Origin of the sequence: Robiginitalea biformata HTCC2501 (assembly GCF_000024125.1) — a bacterium.
Classification (GTDB): domain Bacteria; phylum Bacteroidota; class Bacteroidia; order Flavobacteriales; family Flavobacteriaceae; genus Robiginitalea; species Robiginitalea biformata.
This window is the reverse complement of sequence record NC_013222.1, coordinates 2,932,035-2,956,315: the sequence shown is the minus strand read 5'-3', so window position 1 is coordinate 2,956,315 and position 24,281 is coordinate 2,932,035. Positions and strand designations below refer to the sequence as shown.

Here is a 24,281-nt window from a genome sequence, read left to right as displayed (position 1 = left end):
AGGTTTGGCAGCAGGCAGCTAGTTGCCGCCCGCGCATTAAAAGTATCAATTAAATTTTATAGGCCAGCCGTTCCCGGGGGGCTGTGGTGCGTGGGTGGGGATGAGCTGCAGAAGCCCTACCTTTGAGTTTAAACCCTGACAAGATGCCCGAAAACGACAGACTGAGAAATATCCGGAAAGAGACGCTCTCAAGTGCCTGGTATACCCTGTACCGATACGATTTTGAGTACCGGCGTTCGGATGGCAGATGGGAGTCCCGGCAGCGGGAAGTGTACGATAGGGGCAACGGCGCAGCCGTTTTACTGTACGATGCATCCCGGCGGAAAGTACTCCTGACACGGCAATTCCGGATGCCTACTTTTGTAAACCACAACCCGGACGGCCTGCTCACCGAGGTTTGTGCCGGCCTGCTCGACGGGGCGGACCCTGAGGCTGCTATCCGGAAGGAGATCCTGGAGGAAACGGGGTACCGGGTGGAGCAACTGGAAAAAATCCTGGAGGCGTATAGTTCCCCGGGCGCCGTTACCGAAATCCTGCACTATTATCTGGCCGCTTACCACCCCGGGCAAAAGGAGGCGGAAGGCGGTGGCGTTCCCGAGGAAACCGAGGACATCGAATTGCTGGAGTTCGGGTTCGAAGAAATCCTGGAGAAGGTACGAAACGGGGAGATCCGGGATGCCAAAACGCTCATCCTGATCCAGTACGCTGCGCTTTTTGGCCCGTTGCGTCCAGTAGCCCGGGAAATTCAGTAATTTTCACGCACCCATTGCAGGAGTTCCTGCATGTTTTCCTTTATGACATCCGAGGGCTGTGTAAAGTGGTTGTTCATCATCGAAAAGCAGACCCGTTTGCCTGAGAGGGTAACCAGGTACCCGCTGAGGTTGTGGTTGTTGCTCAGGCTCCCCGTTTTTCCAAATACGTACGGCGACGCGCTGTCCCGGTACCATTCCGCCAGGGTCCCATCCTGTCCGCCCTGTGCCAGCAAGGCAAATAAGCGGGGTTCCGGGAACTCCCGGTATAGTTTGTCCAGCAGGAAGACCACGGATTCCGGGGTAAAGAGATTATACCGGCTGAGGCCCGAGCCATCCACCCATCGGGGGACCTGCGGCATCCCGGGCAGGAACTCTTCCAGTACCCGGTCGCGGGCAGCCTCAAAACTCAGTGTATCCGATTGTGTGCCGGACACCAGGAGCATCAGTTGTTCCGCGATAAAATTGTCGCTCTCCTTCATCATTTTGGCGTACAGACTGTCCGAGGCCATGCCGGGAAGGGTTTCCAGGGGGGTCGGAGGCAGGGTATCTCCGCGCACAATCACCCGGCCCGAAAAAGCGGCCCAAAGATCCCGCTCCAATTGTCCGGAAATCCGCAACGGGATATCCAGGGTATCCCCGGGAGAAGGGGTTCGAAGGAACACATTCCGCAGTTGCGAGCGTGCCCGTCCGCCTCTGCGGGGGGAAAGACTGTCCCTGAAGATGGACGGGGAGACGTGCAAACTGTCCGGATAACCAATCAGGCGCAGGATATTGCCGTGAACCGGGAAGGCGCTCCGGCCCGGCATGTAATACGCGTCGAAATCGTCCCAGGACCAACCCGGTCCCCAGGCGGGATCCGTGAGGTTGGAATTGACCATCGTAACATGGGGGAAGCCCCGGATAAACTTCAGGGCTGTACTGTCCATCAGATCCGGGTGGAGCGCCGACGGATCGCCCGTCCCCACAACGTAGACGCTGTCGCGGTGCCGGGCGTATTTGAGGGCGGGTACCCTGTCTGGCAGGGTTTTCAGGGCGGCGTAAAGCGTAAATAGCTTCACGTTGCTGGCGGGTGTAAAATACTTTTCGGCATTCAGGGAGAAGAGGGTGTCCCGGCTGGTCGCATCCACCAGGAGGATGCCGGTGAACTGGTTGGAGTGCGCTTCGTTTTGGAATTGATTGTTCAGATGCCGGTTTACTTTTCGAACCGGCGAACAACCCGAGAGGAATACCAGGATTGCCAGGGCTCCCAAAACAGAATATGGAATGGCGAATCTCAACAGGTATCCGGGCATCGGACTATTTTAACTATTTGTTGATGAAAATATCAAATTTTTAACGACTTGGGAGCAATAATCCGCAACAATTTTTGGTTACTTTTGATGAGACACGTCTAACTAAACAAACTCAAAAAATGGCTGGTTCGATGTTGGAGTACACAAAAACCGTGCTCCAGAAGGTGAGTTTCGATGCGCGATTATTCAGCAGGGAACTCCAAAAAGCGATCAAAAGACTACTACCGAATGAACTGGAAGAGTTGCGCAACTGGTTGCTGCTCTTCACCACCGACAAACCGGAATTGCAAAAAACGCTGCAATACCTGCCCGTCTGATACACCCCCCGCAATAGCGGGGTTTTTTTATCTGGGTTGTTTGCGGTTCCCCTGCAGTGTCGGGCTGATAATTTTAACATCCTGAAATGCAATTGCGCCGCGAACTACGGAGGCGATAACCTCCTTGAGGGATTCCGTTATCTGGAATTTCAGTTCCTTCTTGTGGTAGATCAGGCTCACCTCCCGCGCCGGCGGAGGTTCCTGGAAAAACCGCAGGTTATCCCGGTTGCCATTCCCCAGGTCCAGCGTGTGCAGGTAGGGGAGGAGGGTCATGCCAAGCCCTTCATCCGCTAGTTTTACCAGGGTTTCAAAACTGCCGCTTTCCAGTTGGAAACGGTCCGAGTCCAGGCGGAACCCGCCCTTGCAAAGGTTGACCACCCCGTCCCGGAAGCAATGACCGTCCTGAAGTAAGAGGATGTCTTCCAGGTCCAGGTCCTCGGGTCGGATCTTTCCAAGCCCCGCCAGCCTGTGCCCGTCCGGGACATAACCCACAAAAGGCTCGTAATAAAGCGGCCGCTCGGTGAGTTGCTCATTCCGGAGCGGGGTCGCTGCAATCCCCGCATCCAGGTGGCCCTCCAAAAGATTGGCAATCAGCCTTTCCGTGCTCAGCTCCTTGATGATGAGCCGAACCTTCGGATACCGGTTGATAAAGGGCTTGAGGAACATGGGCAGCAGCGTGGGCATGATTGTGGGGATTATCCCGAGGGTGAACGTGCCGCCTATAAAACCCTTTTCCTGATCTACAATGTCCCGGATTCGCGCTGCCTCATTGACGATATTCCGGGCCTGGTCTACGATCTTCTGACCTGCTTCCGTGATGCTGATGGGTTTTTTGCTCCGGTCGAATATCAGGAGGTCGAGTTCGTCTTCCAGTTTCTGTACCTGCATGCTCAGGGTAGGCTGGGTGACAAAACATTTCTCGGCTGCAACGGTAAAATTCCGGTGTTCCGCCACGGCGAGGACATATTGCAGTTGTGTAATAGTCATTTGAGTCTGTTTGGCGATTTAAAAGTATAAAATGTAAGGATAGTAATAGCGAATTATCATAGGGAGATTCAATACTCCGGACTGAAAACTGACTGAAATGGGAATTGAAACCAATGAGAGAACCCGAAGGATAGTCGGAATTAAAAAAGCCCTGCGGGAACTCCGCAGGGCTTAACGATATAAGAGAATGTATTTTAGTTGCCTTCGCTCAGAGAAAAGCTGCCGTCTCCATTGAAGTTCTTGACCTCAATGGTCACAGTCCAGATGCCCGAAGCCCCTGAATCGGTTACCCCGCTGATGGAATCTGGCTCGGATCCGCCCTGGATGGTCCGGTCCAATACGGGCATCCCATCGGCATCTTCTACGATGATTCGGAAACTTCCTTCAACCGCAAGCGTTACATCCGCGTTATAATCAGCGGTACTCAGGTTGTTGTTCCAGCTGAACATTCGGATAGTAGTCCCGCCATTCCCGGTGAAGCTCGCATCCACATCCCCGTTGAAATCCGAGGTGTCGCCCACGGTAAAATCCGAAGGGCTGGCGGTAAGTTGGGTGCCGTTAACACTTACCCTTGCAAAAGAGTCATCATCCTTACTACAGGATATAAACAGTACCAAGGCGGAAAGTAAAAAGGCAAATTTTAACGATTTCATAATTTTTGAATTTTAAAGATTTGGTATCCAATAACAACCAGAACGTATTTAACCCTACTATTATTATAAAACTTTCAGATAACTTAGTCTCCGACACCTTTAAATCGCTCTTGAATTAGCGACGGTGGATAATTGTCTTTATGATAAGGGCCTGGTTGGCGGAACAAGTTTAATAACCCCACAGATTGCAAGGCAAAAGCCATCCCGCGGGATGGCTTTGTTTATGCGTTGTTCCGGGGTAAGGTCCCGGCAGGATGAATAGGGTCCAGGGTCAGAAGCGGATATGCAATTCCACGTCGTCCCAGCCCACCTCAAAGGCGGCCCCGCCAAAAGTGGGCGGCCCCATCGCCATGTCGTTGCCGCTCATCCCATAAGGTTCGGAGGGCATGCCGTTGCTCTCAAAATCCATCCGCTCGTTGCTATTCAGGTCGTGCAGGACGGAAACGGCGTATGTGCCGGGGGTGACGTTTTCAAAGGTGAATGTCAGGGACCCCGGAGATGCGCCGGCCTTAAAGTTTTTGATCCCGGCCCCTTTCATAAACGTCTGGTCCGTGTGCAGGGCGGCCAGGATATCGCCCTGATCATTCAGGACGTTTTCCAGGGTAACGGTAACGGTAGCCCCTTTAAAATCCTGGGCGCCGAGGCCGAGGGAAAGAAGTAATGCCAGTGTAAATAAGATGCGTGTTTTCATGGGTTGCGTTTTTTGTGTTGAACCTGGCCCAAATCTGCAAAACCCATTTGCGGCATAAAAAACAAACTTGCTGAATTGGGGATTTCGGCCCCCGAACCGTGAGAGGTGCCGGCCTGAGAGATTACTCGGGGCAAGTTACTCAGGTAATTTAGGGGTAATCAAAGGGAAAGGCCCATCCGGATATCCGAGCGTTTGTAGGGGGAGGGGCCCCCGGCAATTTCCCGGAAGCCCAGTTTCCGATAGAGCGACAGGGCTGCCGGCAGGCGGGTGCTGCTTTCCAGGAAGATTTTCCGGGCTCCGGAATTCCGGGCTACTTCCAGGATGGCCCGGGCCAGTGCACGCCCGATCCCACGCCCCTGGGAGGCAGGGTCCACCCCCATTTTGGCCAGTTCAAAATCGTATCCCGGCCGTGCGGAGGCGAGCAGGGCGCAGACCCCAACCGGCTGCCCCCCGGCAAGGGCAACCAGAATATGGCCCCCGGGATCCAGGATCGTTTCCTGCGGGTTGCCTAACACCTGATAGTCCCTGGGTTCCATCTCGAAATATCGTTCAATCCACGCCTGGTTCAGCCTAAAAAAGGCCTCCCGGTACGCGGGGGTATAGGGCACGATTCGCACATCGTTTCCCGGGTGCATGCTATCCGGGGCCTCGGGAAATGTGTCAGCCATCCTGAAGGGGGGCCGACTTACGGTTCCCCAGGATTTCGACTACCCAGTAAATTACCTGCCCGATACCGTTGGCAAAAATGAATAGCAGGATCCACACCAGCAGCAGGTTGTTGTGCTGGAGGTTCGGATTTTTAACGGCGTGAACAATATAAAACACCAGGCTCCCCAGGCTGACGAGGACCAATAGCAGGATCATGGCAATAAACACGCCCAACCCGCCAAAAAAGCTGGCCGGCGGGGCCTCCTGGCCTTCGAACCGCTCGATATTTCCAAAGAGGGTAAACATGAATACGGCATAGCCGGCAAAGAGCAACACGAGCCCCGCAACCGGTGCAAGGGCAAAGAAGCCCTGCCAGAATTTGTTGTGTAACATGGTGGGTTGAATTTCCTACAAGGTATCGATTTCACCGTTCAGAATCAAGACAGTAGATGCTTTTTCATCGCGTCAGCCACTGCTGCGGATAACCCGCCTCTTTGGCTGAGTTCGCCGATTATCCGGTTGAGGTCCTCCCCGCGGCCCTGCGATAGCTTAAAGGCAACGTCCACGGCTGTTACGCGGACCGTAAACCCGATAATGCCCCGGATTTGACGGAGTGTGGCCGGCGAAAACCCCTCCATGGATACCGGCTCCACGGAATCGCTTTCGTATTTGTCTACCAGTCGATCCAGGGAGGCCCGCAGCTGATCGGCATCCTGAACGTTGTAGACCCCCCGGACGTGTGCCGCCATATAGTTCCAGGTGGGCACCTCTTCCTCCCGGTACCATGAGGAGGATACGTAGCTGTGGGGCCCCTGGAAAATACAAAGGACTTCCTGTCCGTCCCGGATATGTTTCCACTGCGGATTGGCCCGGGCAACGTGGCCGCATAGCTCCAGGGGGTACTTGCCGGGTATGAGCTCAAGGGGTAAATGGGTGGCCATCGGTGTTGCCGGCCCGTTGCAGACAAGCAGGCCAAAGGAATGTGCTTCCAGGAATTCCCGGATCACCCGCGGATCTTCTATCCGGTATTTATCCGGGATATACATGGAGTGGTATCACTTGATATTTTTTATCCTGCGGCAAAAGCCTGACAGAATTCCAAAGGTAGCAATTTGGCCGTTTCCGGATGGCGCAATTCCGGATGGTGCAATTCCGGATGGTGCAATTCCGGCATGCATGTCCGGTAAATTCAACCGCACTCCAAACTTTGCATACAGCACGGATTCCATGGCATTCCGGCAAGGGATTCCAGGGAAACCCCGTAGTTTAAATATAAAAGAGAATATGCCATTTATTACACACAGCAAAGAGGAAGAACACAGTATTTATTATGAAGACTATGGGAAAGGACAGCCCGTTATCCTGATTCACGGGTGGCCCCTGAGCAATAAGATGTGGGAACAGCAAGTCTGGAAGCTCGTCGAATCCGGCTACCGGTGCATTTCCTATGACCGGCGGGGGTTCGGGATCAGCTCTGCCCCCTGGGACGGCTACGGGTACTCCGACCTGGCAGGTGATTTGAACGAGATCATCGAACAACTCAAACTCGACAATTGCGTACTGGTTGGGTTTTCGATGGGCGGGGGCGAAGTTATCCGCTACCTGACGGATTTTGGAGACAACCGCATCGACAAAATTGCCCTGGTCAGCTCCATCATCCCCCTGGTCAAGCAACACGATGACAATCCCGGGGGTGTCCCAGTGGAAACACTGGACTCCATCAAGGAGGCACTGCAGAAAGACCGGGTAGGCTTCCTGAAGGAATTTTCAAAAGGGTTTTACAATTTTGACGAGAACGCGGCAAAGGACCGCATCAGCCAGGCACAGCTCGATTACGACTTCATCGTGGCCTCCCACGCATCCCCCAGGGCCACCATCCAGACTGCCCTTGCCTGGATGCATACGGATTTCAGGCCGGAACTCGCCAACGTCCGGGTGCCCGCCCTTGTGGTACACGGGGATGGCGACCAGACGGTCCCCATAGAAACTTCGGCCCGGCAGGCGGCCAGCGGCATCCCGGATGCTACCCTCAAAGTACTGGAAGGAGCCCCGCACGGACTCCACCTGACCCATGCAAGGGAACTCAACGAAATGCTGGCAGGGTTCCTGAAAAAGTAAGCCAATAGACAGTTCAGCCGCCGGATCCGACAATTCGGAGGGTTAAATTTTCAGGCCCGGAGCGCATACCGGTTCTTTGGAACCTGTGGGGAATGCCTCCGGGTTTCGTATGCGCGGCCTCCGGGTCGCAATTGTCCGGCATTCGCAGGGGGTGGCTGTTGCTCCCCGAACATTTGCTACATTTAAAGCGCACTATGGGTTGGAAACGATTTTTTATTGAATTGGGCCGCGCGAGCGTCGTGGGAGTGGCCATTTACATCGTTTTCCTGGGAATCTATTATTTCCTGGGCCGGGAGTTCACCTGGAGTATGGACCAGTTGCTGGATTTTTTACAACACATGGTCTTTACGCTGTTTATCTACCTGGCCAACGCCTATGTTATCTTCTTTGCCCTCAGGCGCTGGGGGAACCGGATTTTCAAATGGAAAAACCTGGCCCTTTCCCTGGCGGGCAATGCCCTGGTTTCCCTATTGGCCATTGCCCTGGCCAATTTTACGGTTTATGTTCTGATGATGGGGGAACCGGTGGGGTCCTTCCTGAAACGGCAGACCCCAGACTATTATGCGATTTCCCTGCTGATTGCCCTGGTGGTCTCTGGGATCTTTTACCTTTTTTATTACAACAAGTACCGGCAGGAAACCCGCGTAAAGCAACAGAAAATTATAGCAGGTACGGCCGCTGCGCAATTCGACGCCCTGAAGAACCAGCTGGACCCGCATTTCCTGTTCAACAGCCTGAATGTACTCACGAGCCTGATTGACGAAGACCCCGAACAGGCCCAGCGATTTACAACCTCCCTCTCCAAGGTGTACCGATACGTCCTCGAGCAGAAAAACAAGGAGCTTGTCACCGTGGACGAGGAATTCGCCTTTGCCCACACCTACGTCCGCCTCCTGAAGATGCGGTTTGAAGACAGTATCGTTTTCGAGATCCCCGAAGCCAGCAGCAACCCGGAAGCCCGGATTGTCCCGCTTTCGCTGCAATTGCTCCTGGAGAACGCGGTAAAACACAATGTGGTAACCCCTTCCCGCCCCCTGCATATACACGTCAGGGAACTGGACGGCAGGGTAGTGGTCTCCAACAACCTGCAGGAGAAGGCCGTGGTAAAAAAATCGAGCGGGGTGGGGCTTCGGAACATCCGCCAGCGCTATGCCCTGTTGACGGACCGACAGGTGGAAATTGCCCGGGACGACAAAACGTTCCGCGTGTCCCTGCCGCTGTTGACCCGACAGGTTAGACGTGTGAGCCGTCAGGAGGAGTACCTGGAAGATAAGCGCTACTTAAAGGCGAAAGAACGGGTGGAAGCCATCAAGAACTTTTACGGGAACCTGACCGCATACTGCATCGTGATCCCTTTCCTGGCCTGGTTGAATTTGCGGAGTACGGACTTCCCCTGGGCCATATTCCCGGCCGTCGGCTGGGGGTTTGGGGTGGTGATGCACGGGTTGGAGGCCTTTGGATACAACCCGCTTTGGGGCAAGGGCTGGGAGGAGCGGAAGATCCGGGAATTGATGGAGAAGGACGATTTTTAGGTACACCGCGGTTCGGTAGCGGGTTTCGACAATTCGGTCGGAATAAATTCAGTTAGCGGGCCCTGCGTTGCATATTTGATGCAGAAACTAAAAACAACTACAATGGAAGACTTTTCACATGCAGACCGCTACCTGCGCGCCAAGAAACGCGTCGAGGATATACGCGGATTCTACGGCAACCTGATCACCTACCTGATTGTTATCCCTTTCCTCATCTGGCTGAACTGGCGGACGACCAGTTTCCCCTGGGCTTTATTTCCCGCAATTGGCTGGGGGTTCGGACTGTTGATGCACGGCCTGAAGGTATTTGGCTACGACCTGGTCCTGGGCCGGGGATGGGAGGATCGCAAAATCCGCGAATACATGTCGCGGGAGGAATTTTAACCTGAAAACCAAAAAACGAATCGCCATGGAAGATTTCAAAAAGGAAAGCAAATACATCCGCGCCAGGGAGCGCGTGGAGGAACTCAAGAAGTTCTACGGGAATGTCGCATCCTATATCTTCGTCATTACCCTGTTGGGAATTATAAATTACCTGACGTACTGGGACTACAAATGGTTCCTTTGGGCAGCCCTGGGATGGGGGATCGGGCTTTTTTTCCACGCCCTCCATACCTTTAACCTGAACCCGTTTTTCTCACGGGACTGGGAAGAGCGCAAGATCCGGGAATTGATGGAAGAAGAGGAGCGCAATCCGAAACGGTGGGAATAGACCCGTTAAGGGTCCGGCCCGGCTGCATACAGCGGCCGATTGATAGAAGTAGTTATGGAAACACCAGAAGAAAAGCTTAAAAGGGCAAAAAAACGCGTGGAGGAGATCAAGGGGTTCTACATCCACCTGAGCGTATTTATTTTTATAAATTTAATGCTCCTGATTGTGCAGAACATCCGGATCTTCTACGACGGGCAGGCGCTCTTCCAATGGTATAGCCTGTACACCCCGTTGTTTTGGGGAATCGGATTGGCTTTCCACGGGGCCAAGGTATTTGGCTGGCTCCCATTCTTCGGCAAAAAATGGGAAGACGAGCAAATCCGGAAGTATATGGAGAAGGACCGGAGGGAATCCGAAAAATTCAAGTAACCTGATATTCAGGAAATCGCAATATTCCATCAATAAAACCAACCGCTTTTGAACGCCATTATTATTGAAGACGAGAAGCCTGCGGCACGGCGCCTTTCCCGTATGCTGGAAAAGCACGGGGTTACTGCCGCGGTCCTGCTCCATTCGGTAGAGGAGGCCATCGAATGGTTCCGGAAGCACGACAACCCGGACCTGATATTCCTGGACATCCAGCTTTCGGACGGTCTTTCCTTTGAGATTTTCGATGCTGTGGAGGTGCGCTCCCCCATCATCTTCACCACCGCCTACGACGAATACGCCCTGCAGGCCTTCAAGCTAAACAGTATTGACTACCTGCTCAAGCCTATCGACGAGGACGAGTTGGCAGCGTCCCTGAAAAAGTTCCGGGAACGAACAGCGGCCAATGCGCCCTTGCAAGTCGATTTTGAGGACATCCGAAAGCTCCTGGTCAACCCGCTGGAGCGGGATTACAAAAAGCGGTTTACGGCACGGGTGGGGCAGCACCTTAAAATTCTCCATGCGGACGAAATTGAATGTTTTCTCTCGGAAAACAAGGGTACCTACGCAGCCACAAAAGAGGGGCGTACCTACCTGCTCGACACGACCCTTGAGCAATTGGAAGACGAACTGGAACCGTCGAAATTTTTCCGGGTAAGCCGGAAATTCTTTGTGAATGTCGACCACATAAAAGACATCATCGCGTATGCGAATTCCCGCCTTAAAATCAAATTGAACCGTTATGATGAGCGCGAAATCATCGTAAGCCGGGAACGGGTAAAGGACTTTAAGTTATGGTTGGAGTAAATAGGTTCAAAAACCTGAATAACAACTATTAAATATCCACTATAGAATATTCTTATACCGCTTATTTCTCCAATTCCTCCTCCGGATCCACCCGGTTTTCGTCGAACGAAGAGGGAAGTAGTCGGGGAATCAGACTGATGAACATCGGAAGTAAAACGGCCCCGCCTGGCAACAGGAAAATAGCGAGCGACGGGATGCTCTTAAAGATATCCACGAGCTGTTCCTGTACCTTTCTTTTCTCCTCCTCGGTGAGTTCCCGGACAGTGGATTTTGAGAGCAGGTACATGAGTTCCCTGCTTTGGGACAATTCGTTTTGCAGCCGTTTGCTGTTCCGCCGGATCAGCTTGTTGACCACCTGGCTCATGCCGTCGTAGAACCGCCCGTCGTTGAGGACCGAAATTTCCCCGGCGTGGCTTCCGAAAAACCGGGTTACATCTTCCAATGCCTGGCGGACATATTCGCGGTCCAGCCCGAGTTCTTCCCCCAGGAGAAAGACAAAATCGGATTCGCGGAACTCCAGGTTCCCGTCTTCCCAAACCGTCAGACAGGCCACATCCAGGAAATACCGGGCGGCCCCCGTACCCCGGTAGTCCTCGAGCATGGCGCGGTAACTCAGGTCCGGTTCGGCCTCCTGATCTTCCATATAGGTGATGGATGACCGGAACAACTCCCTGAGCCGCTCGTCCGTGGGGTTCTTTTTCTTGCTCCCAAGCGCCTGGGAGGTGATGTTGATGGTCACAAATTCCAGGTTCCTTGCGTACAGCCGCAATTGCTGGTGTCCGTCCAGGTAGTGTTTGTAGGTAAGGACATCCACGAACAACAGCGAATTGGTAATAATGCTGTTGAAGGTCTTGGAAAGCATATTGGCTTCCAGGTAGATCCGGGAATCCAGGAGTTTTTCCAGTTGACTGGACGTTTTCTTCCCGCTGAGGATTTTTTGAAGGAAGTTGATGCGCCCTACTTCCAGATCCTTGTAAAAATTAAAAACGGATTCCAGGAAATAGTTGAAGCGCACCGTGCGGTTGCGCAGTTGATAGGTGGCGTACAGTCCGTATAAAAGGTTGAGCTTGGCGTATTCGTCCTGGGTCAGCTTGTGGGCGGGATCTATAAAGGAGGGGATGCCGATATTCATTCCATAGGAGAATCCCAATTTGCGGAGCGCCTGGTATAGCTGCCCGAAATCGTCAAAAGGTTCGGCGTGCCTGGACGCCAGATGCCCGAATTTTTCAATCCAGCCCGAGGAAGAGGGATTCACGACCCGTCAGATTTAAAGGGCCAAATTAATTTTTATTTCCATGTCCGGTGTATGCGACCGCTGATTTAAAGTGCCCGGCAGATAGCTTTAACGTTATTTTAACATTTTAAACCGAACCCCGGCAGCTTTCCTCCGTAAGTGTTGGCGAATCACCTCTAAAAACTAAAAGATGAGAAAGAGTAACATTTACGGCGGCGTGCTTGGCCTGGTTGGCCTGGCCGCACTGATTGTGGCTGCCGACCACATCGACGCCCCTTCCGCGGCTGGTACGACAGCGGATATCGCAGATTTTTTTGCATTTGAGCCCAACGAGGGGTCGGACAACACGGTATTCGTGGTAGACCTGCAATCCAATGTGTTGCCGGACCTGGCGTACGGCAGTTTTGACGAAGATGTCGTGACGGAAATCAACATCGACCTGGACGGCGACCTGGTGGAAGACCGGGTGATCCAGGCAATCCCGAGGAGCGGGATGATGTATTTTTTCATGAGCGATACACCGACCACCGGGACGAGCAGCGGAATCTACACGGACAACCCGATTGGAAGCGTAGCGATTTCCGGGCCATCCGCCACGGTAGAAACGACCTCAGACGGCGTCCGTTTATTTGCCGGTCCCCGACAGGATCCGTTCTATTTTGATTTCTTCCAGTTCAATGCGGTAATAGGCGGTATGGCGCCCGAGGGCTTCCTTCCCCCGGAAGAGGCCACCGATACCTTTGACGGTGCCAACACCATGTCAATTGTGATTGAAATCCCCAACAGCATGTTGGGTACCCCTACCGGACAAAACGCCCTGGGCGTACCTGTGTACAAAACCTGGGTAACCACCAACCGCAAATCATAAACCCCTAAAAATTTACAATGATGAAAGTATATAGATATTTAGCAGGCCTGGGCCTCATCGGAATGTTGAGCCTCACCCTGTCCTGCAGCGACGACGACCCGCAGGAAATGGAAATGGTTATGAACCCCACCTGTACGGATGGCGTCATGAACGGCGATGAAACCGGAATTGACTGCGGCGGCAGCTGCACCCCCTGTATGGAAGGGATGGAACCCGACTTCAGCGGTACCTACGTGCAACAGGACCACATGGGCCGGCCCGGGATCAACACGGTCCTCAGCGCGGACATGGAAGGCGAAGCGAGCGTTAAAGACGCCCACAACGTCACGATACCCTCAGAGATGACCGCGGCATTCCAGGCGGGATTCGAGGCGCGCCTTGAAGCGTATCACGACGTATATGCCAACCTGCTTGGCCTGGACCCGGCCGATGTGGATTACGAAACGAATATCCTGGGGCTGGATGCCACCACGCTGACCACTTACCTGGCGGCGGACGTGCTTGAAGTGGCGCCGGATGCCCGCACCACCTACTTCGACCCGGGTACGGATAACGACAATGACGGTCGGATCCTGGTGCCGGACGGAGATGAAATCGGCCTGACCGGGCGGACCCTGCAGGACGACGTAATCGATATCAGCCTGATCCTGCTCTTCGGCGGGATGGAAGGCGACCGCTTCAGCGGTCAGGATGTGGATGGCGACGGGATGCAGGACCTGCCCAGGCTCACCTCGGACGGCGTAGCCCTCACCGCTACCCTCAGCGCCGACTTCCCCTATGTGGGAGCGCCTGAATAAGAAGCAATTGCTGTGAAAAAGAGCAGGGGAGGGACCCCGTCCCCGGACGGCCCTCCCCTTCTTTATTCGCGGTGGCACACCCATCACATGTTGAACCTCAGAAATCCTCAATCATGAAATATACTTTGTATCTATTCCTGTTGCCGGTTGTCCTGCTCAGCAGTTGCCAGCATCAGGCCGAAGAACGCATAACGAATCCGAATGACTACGACGCCTATCTAGCCGCGACCCCTTCCGGCCCGGAATCCAAGTATTTCCGGATCTGGAACGACAAGATACGGCCGGACAGCCTGCAGCTGACGAGTTTTGGAATTGTCGCAGGCGAATACGCCCGGGCGTTTGACAATACCGGGAACATCGACTACCTGAAAAAAGCGGAACAGGCCCTGCAGCGCGGGGTGGAAATTGCCGCCATCGGCAAAGCCGATTTTTACCGGGCCCTGGCGCGAAACTACATTTCACAACACCGATTCCGGGAAGCGGCCGCCCTGGCGGACTCTGCCATGGCAATGGGTAGCGGGATGCGGGCCAACCACGCCCTGCAATTCGATATCCTGATGGAGTTGGGCGAATATGAAGAAGCCGAGACGCACCTGAAAGCAATTGCCGACATGGTCCGGATGGATTACCTGATTCGCCTGGCCAAGTGGAGCGACCACCGGGGGAACCTCCCGAAGGCCATATCTACACTGGAACTGGCAACCGAAACAGCCGGGCGAAGCAAGAACCCCGTTTTGTTGCAATGGTGCTACACGAACCTGGCCGATTACTACGGCCACGCAGGGGAAATTAAAAAATCCTATAAGCACTACCTGAAAGCCTTGCAGCTGGATCCCTCCAATGCCTATGCCAAAAAGGGCATCGCCTGGATCGTCTATTCGCACGAAAAACAACCTGGAGAGGCACTGCGTATTCTGGATACCGTGTCTACTTATTACCAGAGCCCCGATATCGCATTGTTACAGGCGGATATTGCCGCCTCCCAGGGAAATTTGCAGGCCCAGTCGGTCTATCTGGACCGCTTTGCCAGCCTGCTCAGTGATCCGGGATACGGAGATATGTATAACGCCCATGCCGCCTCGCTTTACCTGGAATCGACCGGGCAGGTTGGCAAGGCCCTGGACCTGGCACGGCGCGAGGTCAACAATCGGCCAACCCCGGAAACCCATGGCCTGCTGGCCTATGCCTACTTTCGAAACGGCGATACCTCCAGGGCCCTCGAGCTCATCCGCGAACAAGTGGACGGCAAGACCTTTGAACCCCAAACGCTCCTGTACGCGGCTGAGATCTACAAGGCTTCAGGAATGCAGGGCCGGGCCGCCCAACTGGCTGCCGAACTCGAGGAGGCCGTATACGAGCTTGGACCGGAATCCCTGTCCCGGTTGCGGACATTGAAGATGTAGCATTTTCGAAACGGAGGTTTTTAGGATTCAAATTGATTTTGCTACACATAAGCCCTGATCCTTTTGGGAATCAGGGCTTTTCATCGAAAACTGTGAATTTTTATTGTTCATTATGGACGCGAATCTATATATTGCCCAGTCCAGAACCCAAACTGCCTGCCGGACGCCCCTTCGAAAGGCCCGGAACTTAAAACCTATATGTTATGGAAATCCTGTTATTTTCCCTTGGTATTACCGCAATGGCACTTTCTGCCGTGATGGTATACCAGGCCCATCATTCCCTGCAAAAAACCAAGAAAGCCGAACGACAGCTGCGTATGAAGCACTGATACGCTCCAGGAACCTTATTGGCGGCTCCAACCGGAATTTCTGGACTTTTCTCCCGGAGGGTCACCTCGTATTTCCGAAAACATCCTTATTTTTTCAAATTACGAGTTCCCGCCCATGATCAGTGTGGTCATCCCCATCCATAACGAACGGAACAACCTGAGCCGGTTAATCCCCCACCTGCAGCGCATTCGGGGCGATCATCCCGTGGAATTGCTGCCGGTCCTGTCCGGTGCCACCCGGGATGGTTCTGCGGAGGTCCTGAGGGAACTGGGGTTGGAACCCGTTAGATGTGAGGCTACAAGCCGGGCCAGCCAGATGAATGCAGGTGCAAGGCGCGCCCGGGGTACAACCCTCGTCTTTTTACATGCCGATGTGTGGCCGCCGGACGAATTCTTCCGGGATATCTCCCGGACCTTATCCGAAGACTACCAGGCGGGCTTTTTTTCCTATCGCTTCGACAACCCGACGCTCCTGCTCCGGATCAATGGGTATTTTACCCGGAAGGACGGGCTTTTTACGGGAGGCGGGGATCAATGCCTGTTTATTGAAAAACAAACGTTTGAAGCCCTGGGCGGATTTGACCCGGATCAGGTCCTGATGGAAGACTTTGAGTTTTTTCGTCGGATGAAACGGGCCCGCACCCCCTATCGAATCGTCCATAATGACATGGTGGTTTCCGCCCGGAAGTATAAGCGGAATTCCTATCTGCGGGTAAACCTCAGTAACCTTTTCCTTTTGATACTCTTTTACTGCGGATGCAAACCGGACACCCTCAAGCGTCTCTACGGGAAATTATTCCGCCCCAATCCATAGGATCGCATCCGGTTCTGCTTGTGATTCTAAGATACTAAGTAGCTTTTTTTACCTCCCCGAGGGTGTAGAGTTGCTCCAGGGTGGGTGTCTCGCTTCCACCTGCCGGTTCCAGGGTAATTCCAAAGGCCTCGGATTCATTCGGGTTGGGTAAGGCAAAGATCCGGTCATCCTCGGAGGCAAAATCCTCCAGGAGGCCCAGACTTGTGGGGGTCAGCGGATCCAGCTTCAGGGACCATACCTGATAGACCATTCCCGGGGGTGGCTCCGGCAGGCCGATCGCATCGATCAGCAACTGCCCGGAATCCCGGTTCCAGTACACGCGGGCGTAGGCCTCAGGGGCCACCTGTTGGCCGTCGAGCGGCACGACGGAAATATTCTTGTCCCGGAGTTCCCGCATTATAGAATCGGTGTCGGCAAGGGCCTCCCGGGTCGCCTCCACCTGTTGCTCCAGGAACTGGTTGTCCTGCTGGAGTACCTGGACATCGGCCTGCAGGCGCTGCCGTTCGCTCGCCATCCATATAAGCCCGGCCCCGAGTACCAGGGCTGCCGCCCAGCCGGCCCAGGTTGCCCAGGGTTTCCTCCGGGGTTCCAGGGTCCTGACGCCGGGGGTCCCGGCCCGTCCTTCCGAAGGATCCGCCTGGATCCGCTGCCGGACTGACTCAAAATCGAACCGGGCACCCGACGGGGCCAGACTGCTGCCCAACCGGTTAAAGGCCGATTCAATCGCCTGTATTTCTGCCAGGATTTCCGGGTGTTCGGAAGCCAGGCGGGTCACCTCGCGGCTTTCGTCTTCGCCAAGTGCCCCGGCTACGTACAGCTCGAGGATCCCGGATTCTATGTAGGCTTGAACATCCATCAGTCGACTAAATTTTTACGAAGACGGGAGATGCAGTTGCGGACCCGCGTTTTAACAGTCCCCAGGGGGATGTCCAAATAGTCCGAAGACTCTTTCTGCGTCAGGCCTTTAAAATACAGCAATTCGATGATCTGGTGGCATTTTTTCCCAAGGCCGCGGATCAACCCCTTGACGCGATTCATGTCCACGCCGAAGGTTTGCTCCTCCTGCTCTTCTGCCATATCTACGAAAAAGGTCGTATGAAGGTTCAATTGCTGCTCTTTGTGCGATTTAGAGCGCAATTCGTCGATTGCCGCATTGCGGGCAATATTCAGGACCCAGGTAAAGAAGCGGCCTTTGGAGGCGTCGTAACTGGCCCGGTAGTCCCAGATTTTAACAAAGACGTCCTGGGTGAGCTCCTCGGCCCGTTCCCGGTTTCTTAAAATCGTGTGGATCACCCCACAGATATTCGGGGCATACCGGGTATGCAATTCTTTAAAGGCGGCTAAACGGCCGGCCTTAAATTGTTCAATCAGGAGGTCCTGTTCCAATAGGGTAGGGTCTGGGTTTTGCTCGGTATCGGAACCTGTGCGGATTATTGGATTATACCGGTGCAGCTTACGCGCGCGCCGGCCGCCCCGCTGGGCTGGGAAGTAAAGTCGTCCGCGCCCTGGTGTACGATAACGGCCTTGCCGATAATATTCTTGTTCGGGTCTTCACAGCCCAGGCACCATTGGTCGGTCTCGAATTCCACAGTGGCGGTGCCATCTTCGGCGGCCGTGAAATTCCCGATATCGCCTTTGTGGTATCCGGCTTCGTCCCCCCACTGTCCATGGGGCTCCCCGGTCGGGTTCCAGTGCCCGCCTGCAGAAGTCCCGTCAGCTGCCGAGCAATCGGCGTTTTGGTGGATGTGGATGGCGTGTTCCCCTGCGCTGAGGCCTGTGAAGGATGCCTCCATCATCACTGTTCCATCTTTCTCGGTAAAACTGACGTCTCCCTGCACCCCGCTGTCGCTCTTGGGCTCCATGGTGAACTTGACGATTTCCTCACTGACTTCCTCAGTGACAGTTTCCATATTTTCTTCCATTTCATCCGCGGCGGCGTCGGCCTCTTTCTTGGTTTCTTTGCAGCTGAAGCTGATTGCAAAAAGAAGTGCGATTACGCTTATGGTGGTCTTTTTCATTTTACTGTTTTTGGATTCGGCTAAAAATAGGGAATATTCCAATGGATGGCAACCTCAATCCGGCTTTCCTTTAACCAGATCACTAGCTGTTTTCGCCCCCTGGTGCAGCCGGCGGCTGACCGTCAGGGAGCGTTCGATACGCCTTTGGGGGGAGGCCACCCCCCGGACCCAATAGATCACAGAGCGGCAGGCCCCCGGGGTTAATTGGCGAAACATTTCAAGGGCATCTGTGTCCTGGCGGAAGACTTCCTCGAGCTCGGGCGGCAAGTCCACCCCGAACTCCGTCTGGTCTTCTTCGAGACGCACGGTAAAATAATCATTGGGGAAGACGCCCAGGGATTTCTGGTTTTTCCGGTTGAACATTATATAAAAGGCCCCATGGCGCTTCTGGAGTGCAGCGTGATAACGGACGGATTTTCCTTCGAATCTGGCGCAAACCACCACCCGGCGCATGTCTTTTTCAACGAACGGACGGACTACCGCATCCGGTAGGGCCAGGGCATGGGTATCCTGCAGGGTGGTTTCAAACTCTGGGCTCCGGATCATGGCGAAAGGCGCGTCAGGATTTGGACGGGTCCGTGCAGGGTTCTGTGGACCGGGCACTTATCGGCGATTTCGAGCAGTTTTTGCACCTGCTTTTCATCCAGGTCTCCGGTTATGCGGATTTCCCTTCGAAAGGTATCGATCCGTGCCTCCCCGGATTCGCACTGGTCGCAATCAAGGGCGTGTTCTTTGCCGTGGGAGGTGTGGACTTCCACGTGCTGCAAGTCCCATTTTTTTCGTTTGGCGTACATCTGAAGCGTCATGGCCGTACAGGCCGAAAGGCCTGCTGCCACCAGTTCGTAAGGGGACGGGCCCAGGTCCCGGCCGCCGAAACTCTCCGGTTCGTCCGCCAGCATGCGGTGGTTGCCCACGAGCATTTTTGTGGTAAACCCGGCGTCCGCTTCCAGGCTGGCTACCACCTGCTGCTCCGTTTTCAGGGGCGGTTGGTCTGGTTGCACCGTATACCGGGCTGCCCAGGAAGCAATCACCGAACCGGCGTACCGGGCATCGGACGGCAGGCTGAGCAGGTGGTCGGCCCCGTCCAGGGTGATGAAACTCTTGGGGTGCCGGGCCGCCCTGTAAAGCCGTTCGGCCTGGTCGATGCCCACGATGGTATCCTGGGGGGAATGCAACAGCAACAGGGCTTTCCCCAGGGAGCCCAGGCGTTCTTCCAGGGGATGATCCTCCAGGTCGTCCAGGAATTCTTTCCGGATCCTGAAAGGCCGGCCGCCGATTCGGACCTCGGCGCTGCCCGTTGTCTCGATGGTTTCAAGGGATTCCCCCAACAAGCCGGTTACATGCTTTGGGTTGGCCGGGCTGCCGATGGTTGCCACCGCCCGTACATCGGGAAGCTCAAAAGCCGCAGCCAGACAGGCGGTACCCCCCAGGGAATGGCCTACGAGCAGTTGCGGGGCCTCAAAATGGGATTTCAGGAAATCCGAAGCGGCCACCAGATCCCCGATATTCCTCGAAAAATCCGTGGATGCGAATTCGCCATCGCTGCCGCCCAGGCCGGTAAAATCAAAGCGCAAAACGCCAAAACCGCTCATAGTCAACGACCTGGCTACTTCGCGTACCGCCCGCAAATCCTTGGAACAGGTAAAGCAGTGGGCGAACAGTGCAAAAGCGGCGGGTTTCCTATCGGCCGGCAATTCGAGCTTGCCCGCCAATTGCAGGTTCCCGGCGCCGGTAAATCGGATGCTTTCAGATTTCATGGCAAATGTTTTAACGGTTCAGCACGTGCTTCCCACCGCCTGGAGGGTTAGGGGGTTGCCTGTTTCCGCCTCAGGTCCGGATTAAAGAAAACCCCGAGTTGCAACCGGTCGTAATGGGCGGTTGAGAAATGGTTTTTCAGGTATCCCGCCTGAACGCTCAGGGTCGGGCTCAGTTTGGCCCCGAGTGCCAGGTAGAGCCGGTTCTGGCCAAAAATGTTGCCCTGAAGGTTCAGGAAGACCTCGTCGTACCAGTTCAAGAAAAACGTGTCCCCGAGCGGATAGGTTACCTGCAACCTGTATCGCGCCCGGTGCTGGGTTTCCGTCGGGCCGTCGAAATTCAGGAACCGCTGCTCCAACCGGTAGCGGTGTTCAAAAGCGAAACGGCTTACGGTGTTTTTCAGGATAAACTGTTGGAAGATACGGTGTTCGGTGATTTTATTCAACAGGGCCTCATCCCCTTCAAATGTCGGGTCCGTATCGATGTACGCATACCCGAAAGTGGCGATGGCCTCATCGGAAATGTGGTAGTTTGCCCCGGTGCGCAAAAGCATCTGGTTGAAGCTGTCAGTGGTTTCATAGAAGCGGAACTGCGCTTCGGTGTGGATGCTCCAGCGTTCGGCCACCTGGTTCATCCCGAAGTACATGTACCAGGCCCCCAGTTTTTCCTCCCCGTTCACCTGAGCTTGCAGGGTATTTGCGCCCAGTATTAAAAGCAATAGCAGGCCGGATCTCCGGCCCGCTTGTTGGATGTCTTTAATCAATCGCATAAAATCTCTGATCGTTTATTGGGTTTCACTCTCCAGTTCTGCCTCCTCCTTGCAGCCAAAAGCCACGGCCAGGAGCGATAAAAAAAGTAATCGTTTCATGGCTTTGTTTTTTAAGTGGGTTCGTCGTCTCCCGGAATAGGACGCCTATTCCAGCCGGAAGGTTTCAGTTTCCTCAAAAGGAGTTACCTCCAGCGCTTCCATCTCGTCCCGGTAGGCTTCCCAACGGTCCGTAAAAAATGCATTTGTTTTTTCCAGGGCGGCCTGCAGGTCTGCCTCGGCAAACCGGATCAATTGTCGCTCCGTAGCGGTGAGGCCGCCGGGGCGGCTGCTGGAATAGCCGTATGCATTGCTCAGGCGCTGCATCACGGTCATTTCCGGGTTGCGCACGATGCCCTGGCGTTTGTCTTCCTTCCCGATGTACAGGGCCACCAGGGAATCGATCTGCTTAACGATCTCCCCGGAAGCGGCAATCGGGTCCTTAAAGGCCTCCTCGTCCTTTTTCTTGAGTTCCTTCCGGTATTCCTCCGCGATGTTCTTGCTTTCGATGAGCTGCCGCACGGCATCGGCAGCCGTTTGCTGCCACCCTTCCAATTTCCGGGAGGTCTCGTAGGCATCGGTAAGAGCCTTCTGCGGGATGTCCAGGCGCGGGTCGCTTGCAACCTTCACGGTTGTGCTGTCTGCGGACTCGCCAAAATGGGCAACCACCTTATAGGTGCCGGGTAGCACGTCCGGGCCGCCGGGTTCCCGGTTGCGTTTGCGGATGGATCGGGAAGGCCGGTCTGCACCCGCCTCATCCAGCCCCCAGTAAATCCGGTGCAGGCCCGCCGAATCGGGGGTTTTGTATTTGAGGGTGCGGATCAGGCGTTCCCCGTCGTAAAATTTGAAAACAACGGAGTCCCGGGTCATTTTCTCGTTGTCTTCCCCCTCGTTGTCTTCCCCCGGGGCCGACTCCTTCTCATTTGCCCCGCTGTTGCCGGCTCCTTTCTTTTCTGCATCCATTTCCTTTTTGCCGGACTTCAGGTAATAGGTAATCATCGCCCCGCGCCGACGATTCTCTCCGTTGAAAATGGCGTCCCCCCCAAACCGGCTGCCGGTGGGTTGCTGGTAGGCCGCCTGGTAGGCAGTGGGGGTGGGGAAGAGGGCAATATCCTTCTCGAGGACCGCCGGGTTCCCGGCAATGGCCCTCAGGGGACGGATATCGTCCAGGACCCAGGCCGCCCGTCCGAAGGTGCCGATGACCAGGTCCTGCTCCCGCGGATGTATGGCCAGGTCTTTAGTGGAAACTGTCGGGTAGCCGTGGTCCCATTTGGACCAACTGGATGCCCCGTCCATACTGTAGTACAACCCATCGTCCGTACCCAGGAAAAGCAGGTTTGGATTTTCAGGGTCCTGGATGATCGACAGCGTATAGGAGGCCACGTCGTCAGCGTCCACAATCCGTTCCCAACTCCGCCCGAAATCCCGGGTCCGGTAGGCGTATGGCGTATAGTTGAACCGCCGGTAGTCGTTGGCTACCAGCAGGGCTTCTCCCGGGTTGTCCGGAGAGGCCTTGATCTGCGGGATCCAGCTCCCTTTGGGCAGCCCTTTGATGTTGGTGCCCACCTCGGTCCAGGTGCCGCCCCCGTCACGGGTAATGTGCAAGCGCCCGTCGTCCGTACCCACCCAAAGCAGGTTGCGCTCGGCCGGGGAGGGTTCGATAACCAGGATCGTACAGTGGTTTTCCGCCCCGGTGGCATCCAGGGTGAGCCCCCCGCTTTCGCTTTGCTTTTGTTTTTCCGGGTCGTTGGTGGTCAGGTCGGGCGAAATCACCGACCAGGTGAGTCCTTTGTCCGTGCTTTTGTGCACAAACTGGCTGCCGAAATACACCGTGCTGTTGTCGTACGGATCCTGCGCAATAGCGGCATTCCAGTTAAACCGGAGGCGCGTGGTGTCATCGGGGGGCGTGGGCCGGACCAGGTAATCATTCCCGGTAACATAATCGTAGCGCCCCACGTATCCCTGCTGGCTCATCGCATATCCATAACGGGAATCATCCGGGTCCGGGACTACGTCAAAGCCGTCCCCGAAGGCGATTTCCTGCCAGTAGGAATTCCTTATGCCCTGGGCTTTCCAGACATAGGCCGGCCCCCGCCAGGAGCCGTTGTCCTGCATCCCCCCGTATACGTTGTAGGGAAACTCGTTGTCCACGGAAATATGGTAGAACTGGGCCACCGGCAGGTTACCGACAAAGCGCCAGGACTTGCCCCCGTCCATGGTCAGGTTCAGGCCCCCGTCGTTCCCGTCCATCATAAACTGCCCGTTTTCCGGGTGGATCCACCAGGCGTGGTGGTCCGGGTGGACGCCATTGTCCACACCGTATGCCGGCATGAGTTCCGTAAAGGACTTGCCGCCGTCCTCGGAGACATTCACATAGGTAAATACCGAATACACGCGGTTTTCGTTTTCCGGGTCCACATACAGGTCCGAGTAATAGAACGGACGGTTCCCGATATCGTCCCCGTCATTGATTTTTTTCCAGGAAAACCCACCGTCATCGCTGCGGTAGAGCGCATTCTTTTTGGATTCCACCAGGGCGTAGACCCGGTTGGGCTTATTCGTGGCTATGGCCAGGCCAATCCGCCCCAGGTTCCCCTTGGGCAGGCCGTCCGCATCGGTGAGTTGTTTCCAGGACTTACCCCCGTCGTGGGTCATGTACAGCCTGCTTCCTGGCCCTCCGGATTCAAAGAACCACGGCCAGCGACGGTGCTCCCACATCCCCACGATCAGTTTGTTCGGGTTGGAGGGGTCCATGACCATGTCCCCCACGCCGGTTTTGTTGTTGACAAACAGGATTTTCTCCCAGGTTTCGCCCCCGTCGGTGGTCTTGAATACCCCCCGTTCCGGGTGTTCCCCCCAGGGGGAGCCAATGGCCCCGACATACACCGTTTCGGGGTCGGTGGGGTCGATGATAATCCGGTGGATATGGCGTGTTTGTTCCAGCCCCATCCGCTGCCAGGATTTCCCGGCATCCAGGGAGCGGAATACCCCGTATCCGCCATTGAGGCTGTTCCTGGGGTTGCCTTCGCCGGTCCCCACCCAGATCACCGAGGGGTTGCTCTGCTGGATGGCCACCGCCCCAATACTCGCGGTAACCTGGTCGTCGAAGACCGGTTCCCATTTGATTCCCCCGGAGGTGCTTTTCCACAGGCCGCCGGAAGCTGTCCCGACGTACATCACCTCGGGATCCTCCGTTACCACGTCGATCGCCGTTACCCGGCCGCTCATTCCGCCCGGGCCGATATTCCGGGGTTTCAGGTCGCCTGCGAGTTGCATGTTGAATTGTTGGGAAAACAGGGGGGCTGCCGCCAGCAGCAGGGCTGCGAGAAGTCGTTTTTTCATAAGGGAATTAGTTAGCGGCCTAAAAATACGAAAAGGGGTCC

At 55.1% G+C, this 24,281-nt stretch carries 28 protein-coding genes; 13 read left to right on the top strand and 15 right to left on the bottom strand.

Going from position 1 to position 24,281, the window contains the following annotated elements:
• Nucleotides 1-143: 143 nt before the first annotated feature.
• Nucleotides 144-752, top strand: a complete 609-nt coding sequence (locus tag RB2501_RS13150) for an NUDIX domain-containing protein (RefSeq protein WP_015755341.1) — start codon at nt 144-146, stop codon at nt 750-752.
• Here RB2501_RS13150 and RB2501_RS13145 read toward each other — a convergent pair.
• A complete protein-coding gene (locus RB2501_RS13145) occupies nt 746-2,002 on the bottom strand; it encodes a D-alanyl-D-alanine carboxypeptidase/D-alanyl-D-alanine-endopeptidase (RefSeq protein WP_187289173.1) in 1,257 nt (418 codons plus the stop codon). The genes RB2501_RS13150 and RB2501_RS13145 overlap by 7 nt on opposite strands.
• Before the next feature lie 161 nt (nt 2,003-2,163).
• Here RB2501_RS13145 and RB2501_RS13140 point away from each other — a divergent pair, with 161 nt between their 5' ends.
• Nucleotides 2,164-2,361 (top strand): hypothetical protein, encoded by a 198-nt coding sequence (locus tag RB2501_RS13140; RefSeq protein WP_015755339.1) that lies wholly within the window; start codon nt 2,164-2,166, stop codon nt 2,359-2,361.
• A gap of 27 nt (nt 2,362-2,388) precedes the next feature.
• Here RB2501_RS13140 and RB2501_RS13135 read toward each other — a convergent pair whose 3' ends face one another.
• From RB2501_RS13135 to RB2501_RS13110, 6 genes are all read right to left on the bottom strand, one after another.
• Nucleotides 2,389-3,348, bottom strand: a complete 960-nt coding sequence (locus tag RB2501_RS13135; RefSeq protein WP_015755338.1) for a LysR family transcriptional regulator — start codon at nt 3,346-3,348, stop codon at nt 2,389-2,391.
• A 194-nt stretch (nt 3,349-3,542) separates the two neighbouring features.
• Nucleotides 3,543-4,001 (bottom strand): hypothetical protein, encoded by a 459-nt coding sequence (locus RB2501_RS13130; RefSeq protein WP_015755337.1) that lies wholly within the window; start codon nt 3,999-4,001, stop codon nt 3,543-3,545.
• A gap of 271 nt (nt 4,002-4,272) precedes the next feature.
• On the bottom strand, nt 4,273-4,692 hold the full coding sequence (locus RB2501_RS13125) for a DUF2141 domain-containing protein (protein WP_015755336.1): 420 nt from the start codon (nt 4,690-4,692) through the stop codon (nt 4,273-4,275).
• Between the two features lie 158 nt (nt 4,693-4,850).
• Nucleotides 4,851-5,360, bottom strand: coding sequence for a GNAT family N-acetyltransferase (locus tag RB2501_RS13120; protein ID WP_015755335.1), 510 nt, complete (start codon nt 5,358-5,360; stop codon nt 4,851-4,853).
• Nucleotides 5,353-5,733, bottom strand: coding sequence for a hypothetical protein (locus RB2501_RS13115; RefSeq protein ID WP_015755334.1), 381 nt, complete (start codon nt 5,731-5,733; stop codon nt 5,353-5,355). Before RB2501_RS13115 ends, RB2501_RS13120 begins: the two co-directional genes overlap by 8 nt.
• A gap of 44 nt (nt 5,734-5,777) precedes the next feature.
• The gene (locus RB2501_RS13110; protein ID WP_015755333.1) at nt 5,778-6,386 is read right to left on the bottom strand and encodes an FMN-binding negative transcriptional regulator; all 609 of its coding nucleotides are present in this window, start codon (nt 6,384-6,386) and stop codon (nt 5,778-5,780) included.
• Between the two features lie 238 nt (nt 6,387-6,624).
• Between RB2501_RS13110 and RB2501_RS13105 the strand changes: the two genes are divergently transcribed.
• From RB2501_RS13105 to RB2501_RS13080, 6 genes are all read left to right on the top strand, one after another.
• A complete protein-coding gene (locus RB2501_RS13105; RefSeq protein ID WP_041327850.1) occupies nt 6,625-7,458 on the top strand; it encodes an alpha/beta fold hydrolase in 834 nt (277 codons plus the stop codon).
• 194 nt (nt 7,459-7,652) lie between these two features.
• Nucleotides 7,653-8,990, top strand: coding sequence for a 2TM domain-containing protein (locus tag RB2501_RS13100; RefSeq protein WP_015755330.1), 1,338 nt, complete (start codon nt 7,653-7,655; stop codon nt 8,988-8,990).
• 102 nt (nt 8,991-9,092) lie between these two features.
• Nucleotides 9,093-9,374 (top strand): 2TM domain-containing protein, encoded by a 282-nt coding sequence (locus tag RB2501_RS13095; RefSeq protein ID WP_015755329.1) that lies wholly within the window; start codon nt 9,093-9,095, stop codon nt 9,372-9,374.
• Between the two features lie 25 nt (nt 9,375-9,399).
• Complete coding sequence (locus tag RB2501_RS13090) at nt 9,400-9,702, top strand: 2TM domain-containing protein (RefSeq protein WP_015755328.1); 303 nt, start codon at nt 9,400-9,402, stop codon at nt 9,700-9,702.
• A 54-nt stretch (nt 9,703-9,756) separates the two neighbouring features.
• The gene (locus RB2501_RS13085; protein ID WP_015755327.1) at nt 9,757-10,071 is read left to right on the top strand and encodes a 2TM domain-containing protein; all 315 of its coding nucleotides are present in this window, start codon (nt 9,757-9,759) and stop codon (nt 10,069-10,071) included.
• Between the two features lie 48 nt (nt 10,072-10,119).
• Nucleotides 10,120-10,875, top strand: coding sequence for a LytR/AlgR family response regulator transcription factor (locus tag RB2501_RS13080; RefSeq protein ID WP_015755326.1), 756 nt, complete (start codon nt 10,120-10,122; stop codon nt 10,873-10,875).
• Between the two features lie 61 nt (nt 10,876-10,936).
• Here the strand turns inward: RB2501_RS13080 and RB2501_RS13075 are convergent, their stop codons facing one another.
• Complete coding sequence (locus RB2501_RS13075) at nt 10,937-12,130, bottom strand: LETM1-related biofilm-associated protein (protein ID WP_015755325.1); 1,194 nt, start codon at nt 12,128-12,130, stop codon at nt 10,937-10,939.
• 169 nt (nt 12,131-12,299) lie between these two features.
• Between RB2501_RS13075 and RB2501_RS13070 the strand changes: the two genes are divergently transcribed.
• The 5 genes from RB2501_RS13070 to RB2501_RS13055 all read left to right on the top strand — a co-directional run bounded on the left by RB2501_RS13070 (nt 12,300) and on the right by RB2501_RS13055 (nt 16,320).
• Nucleotides 12,300-12,977: a DUF4331 family protein gene (locus RB2501_RS13070; protein ID WP_015755324.1), complete on the top strand. Its 678-nt coding sequence runs from the start codon at nt 12,300-12,302 to the stop codon at nt 12,975-12,977.
• Nucleotides 12,978-12,997: 20 nt separating this feature from the next.
• Nucleotides 12,998-13,774 (top strand): DUF4331 family protein, encoded by a 777-nt coding sequence (locus RB2501_RS13065; RefSeq protein ID WP_041327255.1) that lies wholly within the window; start codon nt 12,998-13,000, stop codon nt 13,772-13,774.
• Nucleotides 13,775-13,887: 113 nt separating this feature from the next.
• Nucleotides 13,888-15,177: a tetratricopeptide repeat protein gene (locus RB2501_RS13060; protein ID WP_015755322.1), complete on the top strand. Its 1,290-nt coding sequence runs from the start codon at nt 13,888-13,890 to the stop codon at nt 15,175-15,177.
• Between the two features lie 203 nt (nt 15,178-15,380).
• Entirely contained in the window at nt 15,381-15,506 is a 126-nt protein-coding gene (locus tag RB2501_RS16450; protein WP_015755321.1) for a hypothetical protein, read from the top strand.
• A 115-nt stretch (nt 15,507-15,621) separates the two neighbouring features.
• A complete protein-coding gene (locus tag RB2501_RS13055; RefSeq protein WP_015755320.1) occupies nt 15,622-16,320 on the top strand; it encodes a TIGR04283 family arsenosugar biosynthesis glycosyltransferase in 699 nt (232 codons plus the stop codon).
• Between the two features lie 34 nt (nt 16,321-16,354).
• On the opposite strand, the gene RB2501_RS13050 is transcribed toward RB2501_RS13055, so the two are convergent.
• The 7 genes from RB2501_RS13050 to RB2501_RS13020 all read right to left on the bottom strand — a co-directional run bounded on the left by RB2501_RS13050 (nt 16,355) and on the right by RB2501_RS13020 (nt 24,240).
• Nucleotides 16,355-17,176 carry an anti-sigma factor gene (locus RB2501_RS13050; protein WP_015755319.1) on the bottom strand — a complete coding sequence of 274 codons (822 nt, stop codon included), beginning with the start codon at nt 17,174-17,176 and terminating at the stop codon, nt 16,355-16,357.
• Nucleotides 17,176-17,706: an RNA polymerase sigma factor gene (locus tag RB2501_RS13045; RefSeq protein WP_015755318.1), complete on the bottom strand. Its 531-nt coding sequence runs from the start codon at nt 17,704-17,706 to the stop codon at nt 17,176-17,178. The genes RB2501_RS13050 and RB2501_RS13045 overlap by 1 nt, the downstream gene beginning before the upstream one ends.
• Nucleotides 17,707-17,750: 44 nt before the next feature.
• Nucleotides 17,751-18,338, bottom strand: coding sequence for a superoxide dismutase family protein (locus tag RB2501_RS13040; protein WP_015755317.1), 588 nt, complete (start codon nt 18,336-18,338; stop codon nt 17,751-17,753).
• 54 nt (nt 18,339-18,392) lie between these two features.
• A complete protein-coding gene (locus RB2501_RS13035; protein ID WP_015755316.1) occupies nt 18,393-18,884 on the bottom strand; it encodes a YdeI/OmpD-associated family protein in 492 nt (163 codons plus the stop codon).
• Nucleotides 18,881-20,095: a bifunctional alpha/beta hydrolase/OsmC family protein gene (locus RB2501_RS13030; protein ID WP_015755315.1), complete on the bottom strand. Its 1,215-nt coding sequence runs from the start codon at nt 20,093-20,095 to the stop codon at nt 18,881-18,883. The genes RB2501_RS13035 and RB2501_RS13030 overlap by 4 nt, the downstream gene beginning before the upstream one ends.
• 47 nt (nt 20,096-20,142) lie before the next feature.
• Nucleotides 20,143-20,862: a DUF2490 domain-containing protein gene (locus RB2501_RS13025; protein ID WP_049764868.1), complete on the bottom strand. Its 720-nt coding sequence runs from the start codon at nt 20,860-20,862 to the stop codon at nt 20,143-20,145.
• A gap of 144 nt (nt 20,863-21,006) precedes the next feature.
• Nucleotides 21,007-24,240: a VPS10 domain-containing protein gene (locus RB2501_RS13020; RefSeq protein ID WP_015755313.1), complete on the bottom strand. Its 3,234-nt coding sequence runs from the start codon at nt 24,238-24,240 to the stop codon at nt 21,007-21,009.
• Nucleotides 24,241-24,281: the final 41 nt, after the last annotated feature.

Excerpts from the sequence above, each read along its gene's own strand:
- RB2501_RS13100 (WP_015755330.1), top strand. The coding sequence starts at position 7,653 with ATGGGTTGGAAACGATTTTTTATTGAATTGGGCCGCGCGAGCGTCGTG.
- RB2501_RS13055 (WP_015755320.1), top strand. The coding sequence starts at position 15,622 with ATGATCAGTGTGGTCATCCCCATCCATAACGAACGGAACAACCTGAGC.
- RB2501_RS13065 (WP_041327255.1), top strand. The coding sequence starts at position 12,998 with ATGAAAGTATATAGATATTTAGCAGGCCTGGGCCTCATCGGAATGTTG.
- RB2501_RS13150 (WP_015755341.1), top strand. The coding sequence starts at position 144 with ATGCCCGAAAACGACAGACTGAGAAATATCCGGAAAGAGACGCTCTCA.
- RB2501_RS13110 (WP_015755333.1), bottom strand. The coding sequence starts at position 6,386 with ATGTATATCCCGGATAAATACCGGATAGAAGATCCGCGGGTGATCCGG.
- RB2501_RS13120 (WP_015755335.1), bottom strand. The coding sequence starts at position 5,360 with ATGGCTGACACATTTCCCGAGGCCCCGGATAGCATGCACCCGGGAAAC.
- RB2501_RS13105 (WP_041327850.1), top strand. The coding sequence starts at position 6,625 with ATGCCATTTATTACACACAGCAAAGAGGAAGAACACAGTATTTATTAT.
- RB2501_RS13140 (WP_015755339.1), top strand. The coding sequence starts at position 2,164 with ATGGCTGGTTCGATGTTGGAGTACACAAAAACCGTGCTCCAGAAGGTG.
- RB2501_RS13050 (WP_015755319.1), bottom strand. The coding sequence starts at position 17,176 with ATGGATGTTCAAGCCTACATAGAATCCGGGATCCTCGAGCTGTACGTA.
- RB2501_RS13090 (WP_015755328.1), top strand. The coding sequence starts at position 9,400 with ATGGAAGATTTCAAAAAGGAAAGCAAATACATCCGCGCCAGGGAGCGC.
- RB2501_RS13095 (WP_015755329.1), top strand. The coding sequence starts at position 9,093 with ATGGAAGACTTTTCACATGCAGACCGCTACCTGCGCGCCAAGAAACGC.
- RB2501_RS16450 (WP_015755321.1), top strand. The coding sequence starts at position 15,381 with ATGGAAATCCTGTTATTTTCCCTTGGTATTACCGCAATGGCACTTTCT.
- RB2501_RS13040 (WP_015755317.1), bottom strand. The coding sequence starts at position 18,338 with ATGAAAAAGACCACCATAAGCGTAATCGCACTTCTTTTTGCAATCAGC.
- RB2501_RS13130 (WP_015755337.1), bottom strand. The coding sequence starts at position 4,001 with ATGAAATCGTTAAAATTTGCCTTTTTACTTTCCGCCTTGGTACTGTTT.
- RB2501_RS13035 (WP_015755316.1), bottom strand. The coding sequence starts at position 18,884 with ATGATCCGGAGCCCAGAGTTTGAAACCACCCTGCAGGATACCCATGCC.
- RB2501_RS13085 (WP_015755327.1), top strand. The coding sequence starts at position 9,757 with ATGGAAACACCAGAAGAAAAGCTTAAAAGGGCAAAAAAACGCGTGGAG.
- RB2501_RS13070 (WP_015755324.1), top strand. The coding sequence starts at position 12,300 with ATGAGAAAGAGTAACATTTACGGCGGCGTGCTTGGCCTGGTTGGCCTG.
- RB2501_RS13020 (WP_015755313.1), bottom strand. The coding sequence starts at position 24,240 with ATGAAAAAACGACTTCTCGCAGCCCTGCTGCTGGCGGCAGCCCCCCTG.
- RB2501_RS13125 (WP_015755336.1), bottom strand. The coding sequence starts at position 4,692 with ATGAAAACACGCATCTTATTTACACTGGCATTACTTCTTTCCCTCGGC.
- RB2501_RS13025 (WP_049764868.1), bottom strand. The coding sequence starts at position 20,862 with ATGCGATTGATTAAAGACATCCAACAAGCGGGCCGGAGATCCGGCCTG.
- RB2501_RS13030 (WP_015755315.1), bottom strand. The coding sequence starts at position 20,095 with ATGAAATCTGAAAGCATCCGATTTACCGGCGCCGGGAACCTGCAATTG.
- RB2501_RS13115 (WP_015755334.1), bottom strand. The coding sequence starts at position 5,733 with ATGTTACACAACAAATTCTGGCAGGGCTTCTTTGCCCTTGCACCGGTT.
- RB2501_RS13060 (WP_015755322.1), top strand. The coding sequence starts at position 13,888 with ATGAAATATACTTTGTATCTATTCCTGTTGCCGGTTGTCCTGCTCAGC.
- RB2501_RS13135 (WP_015755338.1), bottom strand. The coding sequence starts at position 3,348 with ATGACTATTACACAACTGCAATATGTCCTCGCCGTGGCGGAACACCGG.